The organism is Hymenobacter seoulensis, from assembly GCF_054780535.1.
This window is the reverse complement of sequence record NZ_BAAGWD010000002.1, coordinates 189,616-201,871: the sequence shown is the minus strand read 5'-3', so window position 1 is coordinate 201,871 and position 12,256 is coordinate 189,616. Positions and strand designations below refer to the sequence as shown.

The window sequence follows — 12,256 nt, the reverse complement described above, 5'->3', positions numbered from 1 at the left end:
GACCTCCCATATTTGCCATCCCAAACGGGACACGCCCATGGGAGATTAGCTCAGCTGGTTCAGAGCATCTGCCTTACAAGCAGAGGGTCACTGGTTCGAACCCAGTATCTCCCACTTTATTTAGTACGCGTACCCCTCGGGAGATTAGCTCAGCTGGTTCAGAGCATCTGCCTTACAAGCAGAGGGTCACTGGTTCGAACCCAGTATCTCCCACACTACAAGGACAGTCGGAAACGGCTGTCCTTTTTTGTTTTGCTAGGGGGTTGAGCGGAGTAGAGCACCTAGAGCCTCGTGGCGGCTGTACCGTTATGTTATCCGGGCTAAGCCGCGCCACGCTTCAGGCTACGAAATTCTCCGAGATAAGATAGCCGATAAGACCAGAAAGGATAAGCTGGCCTTCTCCAGAAAGTAGACCTAGTAGTCTTGGCATCAACAGCCCGGCGGCTATTAGTTCAGGTGAGCACTGTTTTGAGCAGGTTGCCACTAGCCGCCGGTTGGTGATGGGGAAATGCCTAGTGGCGCTGTTCTGGCGGCGCAGGGAGCGGGCGCCGCAACCGATGCCAGACTATAATTGGGAACAGCAGCATGGCTGGCTCGGCAAAAAAGCGCCACCGAAAGCCCACAAAAAACACCAGGCTCAGCGCCCACACGGCTATGAGCGGCGTCAGGAGCAGGGCATCAGGCGCTTCAAAACGCAGCCCCCGGTAGTGGAAAATAGTTAGGAGCAGGGCCCCGAAAAAGGCTACGTGAATTAGGGCCGTAAACGGGTTCCAGGGGGTACGAGGGGCGTCGGCAATGAAGTTCTCAGGTGAAAAGAACAGCAGCGTTTTACGAACCCAGAGCTGCGCTTCCTGCCCAGGATGGGTTGCTATCCAGTGGCGGGCTAGTCGGCTGCGGGCCTGGCTTTCCTGGTACTGGGTCAGGGAGTCAAGCTGCGGAATCTGGGCCCGCACATACTGATCGAAGGGACCGGTGCGCTCATCCCAGTCAAACATAAACCGGCCGTTGGTTACGGAGTTATGGCCCTGCAGCAGCTCAAACCCCGCCTGGTTACTTAGCACGTACGCCCCAAACAAGCGGTGGTTTTTCAGCAGGATGGGCACATGCACCAGCCCTATACCAAACAACACCGTCAGGCTTAGCGCCCAGGCGGCTGTACGCTGCCGGCGCGCAGTTCGTCGGCCCATCATTAGGCCCAAGAACACGGCAAACAGCGCCCCGTACACCGCCAGCAGGTATCCGCGCAGCAGGCAGGAAAGTAGCACTACCCCTGTAATCAGCAGACCATCGAGCAAGCGTAGGGGGCGGCCGCTGGAAAGGCGCAGCAGCTTGTACACTACCAGGATCAGGAGAGGGAGCGTAATGTTCTCGTACCACCAGAAAGCTCCCACGTAGTACACCACTCCGGGTGAGAGAGCCCACGCGCCCGCCCCGGCCCACGCTAGGCCCGGCGAAACGCCAAAGTGCCGAAGAGTGCGCTGAACGTACAGCCCCCCGAGCAAGTAACACCCCGCCGCAGCGGCATACACCAGCAACGTGAGGTAGTGGCGGGGCAACCCGGTCTTGGCCCACCCGATGTACACAAACACCGGAAACGTGGCGTGAAACGCATCGGGTCGCAGGGTTTTGCGTACCGGATCCTGGCTTACGTAGCCGTGGCCGGCTAGGTAGTTATCGGCAATGCGGCCGTTTCGGCGCTCATCATAATTCCACTCCAGCCCTGGGTTAAGGAGCAGGTTCAGGGCCAGCCGCAGCACCAGCAGAAACGCGGCTAGCAGCCAAATGTATCGGGGAATGCTACGCAGCACAGGAAACAAACCAAAAGTTGGCAATGAATTGCCGAATTTAGCCGTGTTTTATGGTTTGACCGCAGAGCCGCCTTTCTGCTGAAGCAGATGGCTGCTTTTTCCGAAGGCTTTCGCCCCAAGGATATCCTAGCGGGCTATGCCCTGATTATCTGCGTCTGATATCCGCACCGCTTTTGCTATCTCTATACTAAACACGCCAGCCACCCTTATGCCTGTATCAACGTGGTTTTCCAACAACTCTAGTGCCGGCCAACGCTGGGTGGTGGGCCTGTTTTTTGGGTTGCTGGCGTTGGTGGGGGTAGCGCTGCACCGCGACTACGGCGTTTCCTGGGATGAGCCGACCGACCACCTCAATGGGCTGGTGAACGTGAAGTATATGGCCGAGCTGGTTTTCCCGGAGAAAGTAGGGCAAGACCCTTCCGTGCACCAGATTCCGCCCCTGAAAGGCTACCCCGACAATGACCATGGCGTCGTTTTCGAAATTCCGGTTACCGTACTCAGCTACCTGTTTACACATCATGATCCGCAGGCGTATTACTACATGCGCCACCTGCTCATCTTCGGCACTTTCCTGTTGGGCATTTGGAGCACCTACCAGATAGGCCGTATCCGCTTCCAGGACTGGCGCCTAGCACTGCTCGCTGCCTTCCTCCTAGTTCTCTCCCCGAGGATCTTTGCGGAAGGGTTTTACAATGGCAAAGACATCCTGTTCCTGGGCCTGTTTACCCTCGGCATGGCTACGCTGGTTAGGCTGAAAGAGCGCCCGACTTACTTGCGGGCCGTCGTGCATGGTACAGCCATTGGGCTGGCCGTGGATGCTCGCATTCTAGGTAGCCTGTTGGGGCCGTTCACGCTTGGGCTGCTCCTGCTAGACTGGCCCTGGCTTGCCGCTCCGGAGCGGCAGCAACGCGCGCGCCTGCTGGGTATCAGCGTAGCGGTTGCGGTAGTAACCACGGTGGTAGGCTGGCCTTATCTCTGGGAAGACCCCGTTGGAAACTTTGCCGCCGCCTTCCGGAGCATGAGCCACTTCAAATGGAGCCTAACTAACTATTACTTCGGGCAGGCTTACAAAGCCAACGCGTTGCCGTGGCATTACATTCCGGTATGGATTATTCTCACTACCCCGGTTTCGTACGTATTGGCCGCATGTGTAGGGGTAGTAGGCGTGACTGCGCATAGTATTAAAACTGGCTGGCTGGCACTTCGAAATGCCAAAACGCAGTTCGACTTACTCTTGCTTGGCTGGCTACTAGGCCCTATTCTGCTGGTAATCGTGCTACATTCGTCGCTTTATGATACCTGGCGGCACTTGTATTTTGTGTACCCAGCGTTGGTGTTGCTGGCCGTGCGGGGCCTTTTGGCCTTAGCGGGTGCAGCGCGGCAACACCAACGCTGGCACAACCTGGCGCTAGGCTTGGGCCTACTGGCCAGCTTCGAAACCCTGTATACCTTTGTACGCATGGTGCGGATGCACCCTTTCCAGAACCTGTACTATAGCTTCCTGCCCGCCCCTACGGTAGAGGCCTTATTTGAGCGCGACCATTGGGGAGTTGCCTACCGACGTGGAGTGGAATGGCTGCTCCAGAACCAGCCCCAAGGACCGATTACGTTCAGCACCCGTCTGCCATTAGTAGCTCCAGTTTACAACAACAGCTTGATTCTAAAGGCTCAACAGCGCCAGCGCATTCAATACGTGCCGCTGGAGCAAGCCAATTACTTCATTACTTCCTACCGCTGGCACCCGCAATCCTACACTGATTCTGTAGGCACTGAAATTTATACGCTGCGGGTAGAGGGCATCAAGGTCCTTTCTATTTTCCGACTACCCCGCCCGTAAGCGCCAACTGCTTTTCTTTGCCGGGCTTGCGTTTTTCTGCTTCCTTTCTGTATGCCTTTACTTGAAGTCACGACCCCTGAGCACCGCCGTCAGTTCCTGGATTTGCCCTTCCGCATTTACCAGAACCATCCGAACTGGATTGGTCCGCTCGACCACGAGATTGAAGCCGTTTTCGACCCGAAGCGCAACCATAACTTTGCCCACGGCGAGGCCATCCGCTGGATACTTACCAGCCCTGCCGGCGAGGTTATTGGGCGGGTAGCTGCCTTTATCAACCACCAAACCCCGCAAACCGACCCAACGCTGCCGGTAGGCGGAATGGGCTTTTTTGAGTGTATTGATGATCAGCAGGCCGCTAATGAACTGTTTGAGGCTAGCCGCTTGTGGCTAAGCCAGCGCGGACTAGCCGCTATGGATGGGCCCATCAATTTCGGGGAGCGGGACCGGTTTTGGGGCCTCCTGACGGCGGGCTTCACCGAGCCCAACTACGGCATGTTCTACCATGCCCCGTATTATCAGCAGCTGTTCGAGAACTACGGCTTTCAGGTGTATTTCAAGCAGTATACCTGCTACCGGGAGGTAGCCACGCCTTTGCACGAAACCTTTGGGCGGGCCATGGAGAAATATGCCCAGCAGTACCCTACGTTTCGGTTTGAGCACGCTAGCAAGCGCGAGGCCGAAAAACTAGCCCAAGACTTTCACCACGTGTATAACCTGGCCTGGGCCAACCACAGCGGCATCAACCCCATGCCCCTGGACAAAGCCCGGGAACTGGTGCGTGAGATGAAGCCCGTGCTGGATGAGCGCCTGCTCTGGTTTGCCTACCACAACGACGAGCCCATTGCCTTCTTTGTAAGCCTGCCCGAGCTCAACCAGATTTTCAAGCACATTGGCCGCAGTTTTGGCCTAGTAGGGAAGCTGCGCTTCCTGTGGGAGAAGCGTAAATACATGCAGCGAACTGACAAAAAGCTGTTTGGCGTTATTTTCGGGGTAGTGCCCGAGTGGCAAGGCAAAGGCATAGAGTCCGCCATGATGGTGCATGCCCGCGCTCAGTTTATGCGCGCCGGCTACCACGATATCGAAATGAACTGGATTGGCGACTTCAACCCGCGTATGTTGGCCCTGACCCGCTCCATTGGCGCCCGCATCTATAAAACCCACATCACATACCGCTACCTCTTTGACCGCACGCGGCCCTTTGAAAGAAGCCCGATTATTCGGTAAGGCGACTAGGCCTGCTCAGCCTCTGAACTCCGCATTCAGGGTAAGTACCTGTGGAATAAGCAGGTGCTGGTCGTCGTTGTAGATAACGTGGTCGGCCCGTTGCAGCTTCTCTTCCTCGCTCATCTGCTTGCCCATGATGTTCTGAATGTCATCGGGGGTGCGGTGTGGGTCGCGGTGCAGCACCCGGGCCTGCCGGATTTCCAGCGGCGCGTACACCGTGATGATGCGGTCGAGCTGTCGGTACGCGCCAGATTCGTAGAGCAGGGCGGCTTCTTTCATCAAGTAAGGGTAGCCCTCTGCCTGCCGGGCCGCGGCCCAATCCTCAAAGTCGCGGCCTACGTGGGGATGTACTAGGCTGTTGAGGCGGGCCAACTGCGGAGGATCAGTAAAGACCTTCTGCGCCAAATAGCTGCGGTTAAGCTGCCCGTGCATATCGAAGGTTTCGGATCCGAAAGCAGCTAGTAGCTCGTCGCGAAGCTGGGTATTGTGCGCCATTACCCATTTGGCGCGGGCATCAGAGTCGTAGATGGGGGCGCCCAGCACCTGAAACAGCCGGCATACCACGCTTTTGCCGGAGCCAATACCGCCCGTAATTCCTATTTTCAGCATGCCGAAAGGTTATTCTTGCGCCGTTGAAGTTACCCGAACGCCGGGCGTAAGCAGCAGATAGCCTCGGGCCTGCACGGGTTTTTCAGCCAGAAAAGGCCGCAGGCTGGAGTCGCGGTTAATGAACTGCCCATAGTGCAGCTGCACGCGCACCTGCTCTGGTTTAAAGCCCGCGGTATCCTCTGGGAAGAACTGGAGCCGAACCCGCACGGTGGCCGGCGAAAACTTATACTCATGCCCAGCCGGAGCATCAAGCAGTTCCGGTACTACCTGCACGGGTACCGTCACGACGGGGCGCCGCAGCAGCCGCACACGCACATCTTGCACGTTGGTTTGCACGAGGTCGGGGCCGCCAATAGGGACTTGTATATCGCCGGTTGAGGAGCCAGCCGGGGCCTGAGGCAGGTGCACCGGATACGGGCTGGGCAACGTGTTCACCTTGCCCGCCGGCCCCCGAAACACAATGCTATCTGGCTCAAAGCGAGCCGCATAGGGCAGCGCAGCCCCATCGGCGGCCGGGCTCAGCCCTAACGCTAGCTTGCGGCTCACCAAGCGGTCAAATTCTACCCAAAGCGTATCGGCAATCAGGTAATTGTATTGGAGCCCATCCATGGCCTGCTGCAGGGCCGGCCGCAACATGCGGCTGGTTACGTACCTAGTGGTTGGCAGCGCACCCAGCAGCAACTCGGCTGGCTTTACATCCAGCATGAGTTGGCGCCGCAGCAGTTTCCAGCCGCGCGCCGTTACATTTACCTGCACTTCTTTCGGGAGCGGCTTCACCGGAATGAAACGGCTTTCATCGTAGCGCCACGCAATAGGGTACGCAATGCGGGTGGTATACGTCTTGTTGAAGGCATTGAGCAGCCAGAACGTACTGGCCGCTAGAAAGCACGCCGTTACGGCCCGCCAATAGCTCCGCTCCTGCCCAAAAAACGGGTTGACAAACCAGCGCAGCAAACGGTCAGGACGAGCAGACGACACGAGGCGGAAAGCTTAAGAAGAACAAAGAAGGCACTAGTTGCCCCCAGCAGGTTGCGCTTACCCGGGGCCCTAGCGGGCTCCTAGCCAAGGTAGCAACCGGAACCCGATCAGCAAGCGGTTTGAGCCAGCAGCAGACCTAGTACCTAGGCAGCGGGAGCAGAATTTTTGCTGGCTACTTCGCGGGCAATGGCCGAACGGTCGAAGCGCAGACGTACGCCCTTATCTACCTCAATCGTAACGGTGTCCTCGTTCAGGTCGACTACTTTCCCGTGCAGACCACCCATGGTAACCACGTTCGAGCCCTTGCCCAGTGATGCCCGGAAGGCCTTAGCTTCGGCGGCGCGGCGCTGCTGGGGCCGGATCATGAAGAAGTACATCACGATGACCATACCAACTAGGGGCAGGTAGGAAATCAGGCCATTAGCGCCGGAAGCGGCTTGGAGTAAAAGCGTAGCAAGCATAGGAAGAGGAATATACGGAAAAGAAAAGCGCTGAAAAACAGAAAGTTGAAGGGCAGCCGGCCCGGGCCGTACTACTCCTCAACTTTCAGTAGTTAGCTTCTGAAGATACCCTAGCGTGTAGGACCGTTGGTGCTCTCGGGCAGGATGTTGGCCTTAATTACCACTTTCGTGATAGTAGGCTGCGTGTTGGCCTGGATGGCTACTTCTTTGTTCTGGATGCCGGTTTTGCCTTGCGAGTCAAACTGCACATCAATGGTGCCTTTGGCGCCGGGCGCAATCGGCTCTTTGGTCCAGTTGGGGGTAGTGCAGCCGCAGGAAGCCGTAGCGTTTTCAATCAGCAGCGGCGACTTGCCCGTGTTGGTGAACTCAAACGTATGTTTTACTACCTGGCCGGGCTTGATGTCGCCGAAATCGTGATCGGCTACGGCGAAGGTCATCACCGGGGCATTGGGGTTCGGAGCCTCCGTTTCGCCGGTTACGTTCGGGTTGTCTACTACCGGGTTAGCTACCGCCTCGCTGGCGTTGGCAGCGGCCGCGTTCATGCCCTCGGCACCTACCTCAGCCTTGTTGTTATTGCAGGCGCCCAGCAGCAGCACGCCCGACAGCAGGAAAGCAGAAAAAAGATTGCGTTTCATGTTGAGTAAAAAAAGAAGCTACGGCTTGTTATGTCAGCAGCTTATTGAAAACGATTTACGTGGTGAAAGTACGGCATTATTCGTTGCCTACGGAAGCCCTCCGCCAGGCCGTAACACAACAGCACGTGCGTTTGTGCCAGGGCCTAGCGGAAAGCTTCTGCTACTCTCAACCTACTAGTGGCTCAGGTTGTTGATGATGGCCTGCGCAAACTCGGTGGTGGTAGCCGTGCCGCCCAGGTCGCCGGTGCACTTGGCTTTGTCTTTCAGGGTCAGCTCCAGTGCTTTTTCAATTTTGTCGGCGTACGTGTGCTCGCCAATGTGGTGCAGCATCATCAGGGCCGAACGCAGCAGCGCCGTTGGGTTGGCTTTGCCTTGGCCGGCAATGTCAGGAGCCGAGCCGTGCACGGCCTCGAAGATGGCCATATCGTCGCCAATGTTCGCGCCGGCTACTACCCCTAGTCCGCCTACCAAGCCAGCGCACAGGTCCGACAGGATGTCGCCGAACAGGTTGGTGGTTACAATCACATCGAACTGCTCTGGCTTGGTAACCAGCTGCATGCACATGTTGTCGATGATTTTTTCTTCGTACTGCACCTGGGGAAATTCGCGAGCGGCTTCCTGGGCAGCATCCAGCATAATTTTGCCGGGCACTTTCAGGATGTTGGCTTTGTGGGCCAGCGTTACCTTTTTGCGGCCATGCTTGGCAGCATACGCAAACGCCGCGCGGCAGATTTTACGGGCACCCGAAATGGTTACACGGGCAATAGAGTCGCCGATGCCGTTCTGCTCGTCGAAGATCTCCAGGCCGGCGTACAGGCCTTCCGTATTCTCACGGAACAGCACTAGGTCAATATTTGAATAGCGCGTCTCGATGCCTTCCGTGGTTTTGGCCGGGCGTACGTTCTGGTAGAGGTCGTACTTCTGGCGCAGTGTTACGTTGATGCTGCGGAAGCCTTTGCCTACCGGGGTCGTGATGGGACCTTTCAGTGCCACCCGGTTTTTCTCCAACGACGTGAGCAGCGCCTGCGGAATGAGCTCGCCCGACTGGTCGAAGGTGGTTTGGCCTGCGTTCTGCTCCTCCCATTGCACCGGCACCTGTGCCGCCGCGAAAATATCGGTTACTGCTTTCGTGATTTCGGGGCCAATGCCGTCGCCGGGAATAAGAGTGATGAGATGCATTCTATTGAGTTGAGTTAATGAGCAATTCAGGGTGCAGGCGGTGCTGCAGAAGGTTTGCTGACTGACGCTAGTGTTTGCTATTCCACTTGGAGCGGCCAGAACAACCTTGTTAAGAGTGCCAGCCTGATGGCCGCCGGCACCCCATAATATTGTACAAATGTACCTACCATTGGCGGGTACTAAAAATGAAGATGTGCTGAAATGCTGCTGGCAGGTATCTGCCAATCAGCACTTCAGCACATCGGGTATTCAGCGCATTTCTAAACCGTTTTCCGGGAGTTGATCTGGTTGATAAGCTGATCAACATCACCGAGCAGCTGCTCGGCTTTGCTCTTGGCGTCCTGAATCACGCGCTGGCCTTCGCTTTTTGCGGAGCTGGGGCCCTGGTCGGTGCGGCTGGTTACTAGGTTCTCGGTCAAGTCGGCCAGCGTTTCGCGGTACTTTTCCAGCTGATAGCTCAGCCAGCTACGCGTTTCGCGGCCTTTTTCAGGTGCGTAAAGAAGTCCGATAACGGCCCCGGTGAGGGCGCCGCCGGCAAAGCAAAGGATGCCGGTAGTGGTTTTGCTACCCATGATGAACAGAAATGAGTACGGAGGGTGAGAAGTGAGACAGGGAGTATGAGTAGATACGTAGAACTGCGCCGTAGGATATAGAACTGCGCTAATATTACGCTTTTCCGCCTAGGTCCGGTTCTGCGTTGAACCTACTGATTATCCAGCAGCCCGCGGCCCGATTTCCGGATGGCCCCGCTGGCGGTCAGATCCTGCGCCAATTTATCCAGAATACCGTTTACAAACTGCTTGCTCTTGGGCGTGCTGTAAATCTTGCTAATTTCGATGTACTCGTTGATGGTCACTTTCACCGGAATAGCCCGGAACAGGTGCATCTCGCAGAGGGCCATTTTCAGCAGAATTTTATCGGTAAGCGCCACGCGCTCCACGTCCCAGTTCTGTACCGATTCGGCAATCAGCTTTTCGTACTTCTCATCATCGGCCAGCGTCTGCTTGTACAGGCTTTCGGCAAACTCCTTGTCTTCCTGCCAGTTCGCTGAAAGCGACATGAGCACCAGGTTTTCGTCCGCCGCTTCGTCGAGCATCTTGACGGTTTTCACCACCAGGTTTTTCACGATGGCGCGGTTTTCTTCCCAGTTCAGGTCGTCTTCCTCAATGTACGCGGGCAGGTTCTCGCCCTTGAACACGTAGGTTTTATAGATGTGCTTGAGAATTTCCTGGTCTTCCTGGTAGTTACCGGCCGGGGCCGCCAGGTAGCTCAAGAGCTCCGGATCTTGCTTCATCTCGCTCCGCCAGGCTTGGCGCAACGCGTCCAGCTCTTCCTCGCCGTGCCACTTCAGGGAGCGACGAATGGTCAGGTCCTGGAGCTGCAGGTTGTTGATGAGCTTTTCGATTACCTGGTTTTCCAACAAGCGCGTAGCGTCGAGCAGGGGCTCTTTGGCGGCCGTGAAGCGGCGCGAGTCGCGCACTTTCTCTTCCTCAATTACCTGCAGCAACGCCTCCGGAATGTTGAGCAAGTGAATGTACTGGTCGTGAATGCTCTCGGCGGCGTGCACCATCTGGCCACCATAGAACGAAGCATCTTTGCTCACGGCCTGCTGGTAGTACTTAATGGCGTCCTGCACGGCGTCGTTCACATCAGCGTCGTCCGTCTTCTCGAACTCTTCGCCGGTTTTGTGCCACTCCTTGAAAATGACTTCCGACATCTTGCGCTGGCCCTGCAACTGCTTGCGGTCCTGGGGCTCGGGCGAATTCAAATCGGGCGCGAAGGCATCCGCAATCCGGTCAATGGCCAATAAAAAATCGGACCCAACTGCCTGATGATATGCGTAGAGGGACTGCATGACCTTGATGCGAAGCGTGCGACGGTTGAGCATTCTTGTTGGTAAAGTTGTGAAGTTGCGAGGTTGTGAAACAGCAGGTTTGTCGAATATGTGCCCCTAGGGATTTTATTAGAGTAAACCCACCATTTCACAACTTCACTAGTTCACCATTTAGTAAGTTGATTTAACCTTGCCGATGGCGGCAATACGCTCCTCGGCCTGGCGGGTAGCAGCAGCCTGGGGGTGGCTGCCTTCCTGCTCGGCTCGGGTAAGCACTTGGGTAGTAATGTCGTAGATTTTCTCCGTTTGAATCATGGTGGCCTCGCGGTTGCCGCCCATTACCTCGGAGCACACATTAATGAGGCCGCCGGCATTGATGAGAAAGTCAGGAGCATAAATGATGCCCCGCTCTACCAAAGCAGGCCCGTGCACGTTCTCATCGGCCAGCTGATTGTTGGCGCAGCCCGCCACTACCTGGCACTTTAGGCGGCTTAGGGTGTCATCGTTGAGGGTAGCACCCAGCGCGCACGGCGAGTAGATGTCCACGTCCTGGTCGTAGATTTCAGTGAGGCCTACGGCTTTGGCACCGAAGCGAGCCGCAGCTTCCAGGGCGCGGTCTTCGTAATAATCGGTCAGCACCAGCTTGGCACCTTCTTTTTGCAAGTATTCCAGCAGGTAAGTACCCACGTGACCGACGCCCTGCACGGCAATCCGCTTACCAGCCAAGGAGTCGGAGCCGAATGCTTTTTTGGCAGCCGCTTTCATGCCCATGTAGGTGCCGTACGCCGTTACCGGCGAGGGGTCACCGGAGCCGCCCATGCTTTCAGGCAAGCCCGACACGTGCTTGGTTTCCATCCGGATGTACTCCATGTCCTTGGTGGTCATGTTTACATCTTCGGCCGTAATGTATTTGCCGTTGAGGTTTTGCACGAAGCGGCCAAATTTGCGCAGTAGGGCCTCCGTCTTCATGGTTTTGGCATCGCCAATAATGACGGCCTTGCCACCGCCCAGGTTCAGGCCCGAAATGGCTGCCTTGTAGGTCATGCCGCGCGAGAGGCGGAGCACGTCGTTCAGGGCTTCGGCCTCGGAGGTGTAGTGCCACATGCGGGTTCCGCCCAACGCTGGGCCTAGTACCGTGTTGTGAATGCCAATGATGGCGCGCAAACCAGTTTCGTAGTCGTGGCAGAACACTACCTGCTCGTGCTGGTGTTCGGCAATTTGACCGAATACCGAGGTTTCCGACAGCACTTTCGTTTCAACCATAAGATGGGGGTGGTGAGGTGGAAAGGAGAAGGTGGGAGATACTGAAAAGGCAGGGTGGGCAGTTGGCTACTCTTGCTAGGCAGGCCAAAACCGCAAATCCTTTCCGTTCACTATTTCACCGTGGGTGGTTGTACCTTTGCGAGGCCATTTCCAGAGAAGTTTCGCTCCGCAACGGGTTAAACGAATGGCAAGGCCCTGCGGCTATTCTCCCGTCGTTCAATGCTACGTGCCGCTTGGCTTTCTGGGGTGTTACTCCCGCAATGCGGGTGCAAAAGTACTTCGTTTTTCCGACTTCAGCCACCTAGCCGTAGTCTTTTCCCGGAGTTTAGAGGTTTGTGAGTTAATAGGTTAGAAACTGAGTGAGACTAGGCCCCGGCCAAACCCAAACTTCAGCTAAAACCGTTTACGCTTCTTTTAACTTTCTAACT

General features: G+C 56.4%; 11 protein-coding genes and 2 tRNA genes. 4 read left to right on the top strand and 9 right to left on the bottom strand.

Features of this window, described 5'->3' with window-relative positions; all coding sequences use genetic code 11:
• The first annotated feature begins 39 nt into the window (after positions 1 to 39).
• Together ACYVHC_RS08705 and ACYVHC_RS08700 are read left to right on the top strand one after the other, a co-directional pair.
• Positions 40 to 114: transfer RNA gene (locus ACYVHC_RS08705), tRNA-Val, on the top strand.
• A 24-nt stretch (positions 115 to 138) separates the two neighbouring features.
• Positions 139 to 213 (top strand) — tRNA-Val (locus ACYVHC_RS08700).
• A gap of 299 nt (positions 214 to 512) precedes the next feature.
• On the opposite strand, the gene ACYVHC_RS08695 is transcribed toward ACYVHC_RS08700, so the two are convergent.
• On the bottom strand, positions 513 to 1,808 hold the full coding sequence (locus ACYVHC_RS08695) for a hypothetical protein (RefSeq protein ID WP_460613302.1): 1,296 nt from the start codon (positions 1,806 to 1,808) through the stop codon (positions 513 to 515).
• 208 nt (positions 1,809 to 2,016) lie between these two features.
• On the opposite strand from ACYVHC_RS08695, the gene ACYVHC_RS08690 reads away from it, so the two are divergent.
• Together ACYVHC_RS08690 and ACYVHC_RS08685 are read left to right on the top strand one after the other, a co-directional pair.
• Positions 2,017 to 3,645: a hypothetical protein gene (locus ACYVHC_RS08690; protein WP_460613301.1), complete on the top strand. Its 1,629-nt coding sequence runs from the start codon at positions 2,017 to 2,019 to the stop codon at positions 3,643 to 3,645.
• A 51-nt stretch (positions 3,646 to 3,696) separates the two neighbouring features.
• Entirely contained in the window at positions 3,697 to 4,869 is a 1,173-nt protein-coding gene (locus tag ACYVHC_RS08685; RefSeq protein ID WP_460613300.1) for a GNAT family N-acetyltransferase, read from the top strand.
• Positions 4,870 to 4,884: 15 nt separating this feature from the next.
• On the opposite strand, the gene coaE is transcribed toward ACYVHC_RS08685, so the two are convergent.
• From coaE to ACYVHC_RS08645, 8 genes are all read right to left on the bottom strand, one after another.
• Positions 4,885 to 5,478 (bottom strand): dephospho-CoA kinase, encoded by a 594-nt coding sequence (gene coaE, locus ACYVHC_RS08680; RefSeq protein ID WP_460613299.1) that lies wholly within the window; start codon positions 5,476 to 5,478, stop codon positions 4,885 to 4,887.
• 9 nt (positions 5,479 to 5,487) lie between these two features.
• Complete coding sequence (locus ACYVHC_RS08675) at positions 5,488 to 6,456, bottom strand: YbbR-like domain-containing protein (RefSeq protein WP_460613298.1); 969 nt, start codon at positions 6,454 to 6,456, stop codon at positions 5,488 to 5,490.
• Positions 6,457 to 6,599: 143 nt separating this feature from the next.
• Positions 6,600 to 6,917 carry a preprotein translocase subunit YajC gene (gene yajC / locus ACYVHC_RS08670; RefSeq protein ID WP_460613297.1) on the bottom strand — a complete coding sequence of 106 codons (318 nt, stop codon included), beginning with the start codon at positions 6,915 to 6,917 and terminating at the stop codon, positions 6,600 to 6,602.
• A 110-nt stretch (positions 6,918 to 7,027) separates the two neighbouring features.
• On the bottom strand, positions 7,028 to 7,552 hold the full coding sequence (locus ACYVHC_RS08665; RefSeq protein ID WP_460613296.1) for a DUF1573 domain-containing protein: 525 nt from the start codon (positions 7,550 to 7,552) through the stop codon (positions 7,028 to 7,030).
• Positions 7,553 to 7,726: 174 nt separating this feature from the next.
• On the bottom strand, positions 7,727 to 8,731 hold the full coding sequence (locus tag ACYVHC_RS08660) for an isocitrate/isopropylmalate dehydrogenase family protein (protein ID WP_460613295.1): 1,005 nt from the start codon (positions 8,729 to 8,731) through the stop codon (positions 7,727 to 7,729).
• A 260-nt stretch (positions 8,732 to 8,991) separates the two neighbouring features.
• On the bottom strand, positions 8,992 to 9,303 hold the full coding sequence (locus ACYVHC_RS08655; RefSeq protein ID WP_125436073.1) for a YtxH domain-containing protein: 312 nt from the start codon (positions 9,301 to 9,303) through the stop codon (positions 8,992 to 8,994).
• A gap of 131 nt (positions 9,304 to 9,434) precedes the next feature.
• Complete coding sequence (gene nusB / locus ACYVHC_RS08650; RefSeq protein WP_460613294.1) at positions 9,435 to 10,619, bottom strand: transcription antitermination protein NusB; 1,185 nt, start codon at positions 10,617 to 10,619, stop codon at positions 9,435 to 9,437.
• Between the two features lie 117 nt (positions 10,620 to 10,736).
• The gene (locus ACYVHC_RS08645; RefSeq protein ID WP_460613293.1) at positions 10,737 to 11,828 is read right to left on the bottom strand and encodes a Glu/Leu/Phe/Val dehydrogenase dimerization domain-containing protein; all 1,092 of its coding nucleotides are present in this window, start codon (positions 11,826 to 11,828) and stop codon (positions 10,737 to 10,739) included.
• Positions 11,829 to 12,256 lie beyond the last annotated feature (428 nt).

Excerpts from the sequence above, each read along its gene's own strand:
- ACYVHC_RS08660 (WP_460613295.1), bottom strand. The coding sequence starts at position 8,731 with ATGCATCTCATCACTCTTATTCCCGGCGACGGCATTGGCCCCGAAATC.
- ACYVHC_RS08665 (WP_460613296.1), bottom strand. The coding sequence starts at position 7,552 with ATGAAACGCAATCTTTTTTCTGCTTTCCTGCTGTCGGGCGTGCTGCTG.
- ACYVHC_RS08685 (WP_460613300.1), top strand. The coding sequence starts at position 3,697 with ATGCCTTTACTTGAAGTCACGACCCCTGAGCACCGCCGTCAGTTCCTG.
- yajC (WP_460613297.1), bottom strand. The coding sequence starts at position 6,917 with ATGCTTGCTACGCTTTTACTCCAAGCCGCTTCCGGCGCTAATGGCCTG.
- coaE (WP_460613299.1), bottom strand. The coding sequence starts at position 5,478 with ATGCTGAAAATAGGAATTACGGGCGGTATTGGCTCCGGCAAAAGCGTG.
- ACYVHC_RS08655 (WP_125436073.1), bottom strand. The coding sequence starts at position 9,303 with ATGGGTAGCAAAACCACTACCGGCATCCTTTGCTTTGCCGGCGGCGCC.
- ACYVHC_RS08690 (WP_460613301.1), top strand. The coding sequence starts at position 2,017 with ATGCCTGTATCAACGTGGTTTTCCAACAACTCTAGTGCCGGCCAACGC.
- nusB (WP_460613294.1), bottom strand. The coding sequence starts at position 10,619 with ATGCTCAACCGTCGCACGCTTCGCATCAAGGTCATGCAGTCCCTCTAC.
- ACYVHC_RS08645 (WP_460613293.1), bottom strand. The coding sequence starts at position 11,828 with ATGGTTGAAACGAAAGTGCTGTCGGAAACCTCGGTATTCGGTCAAATT.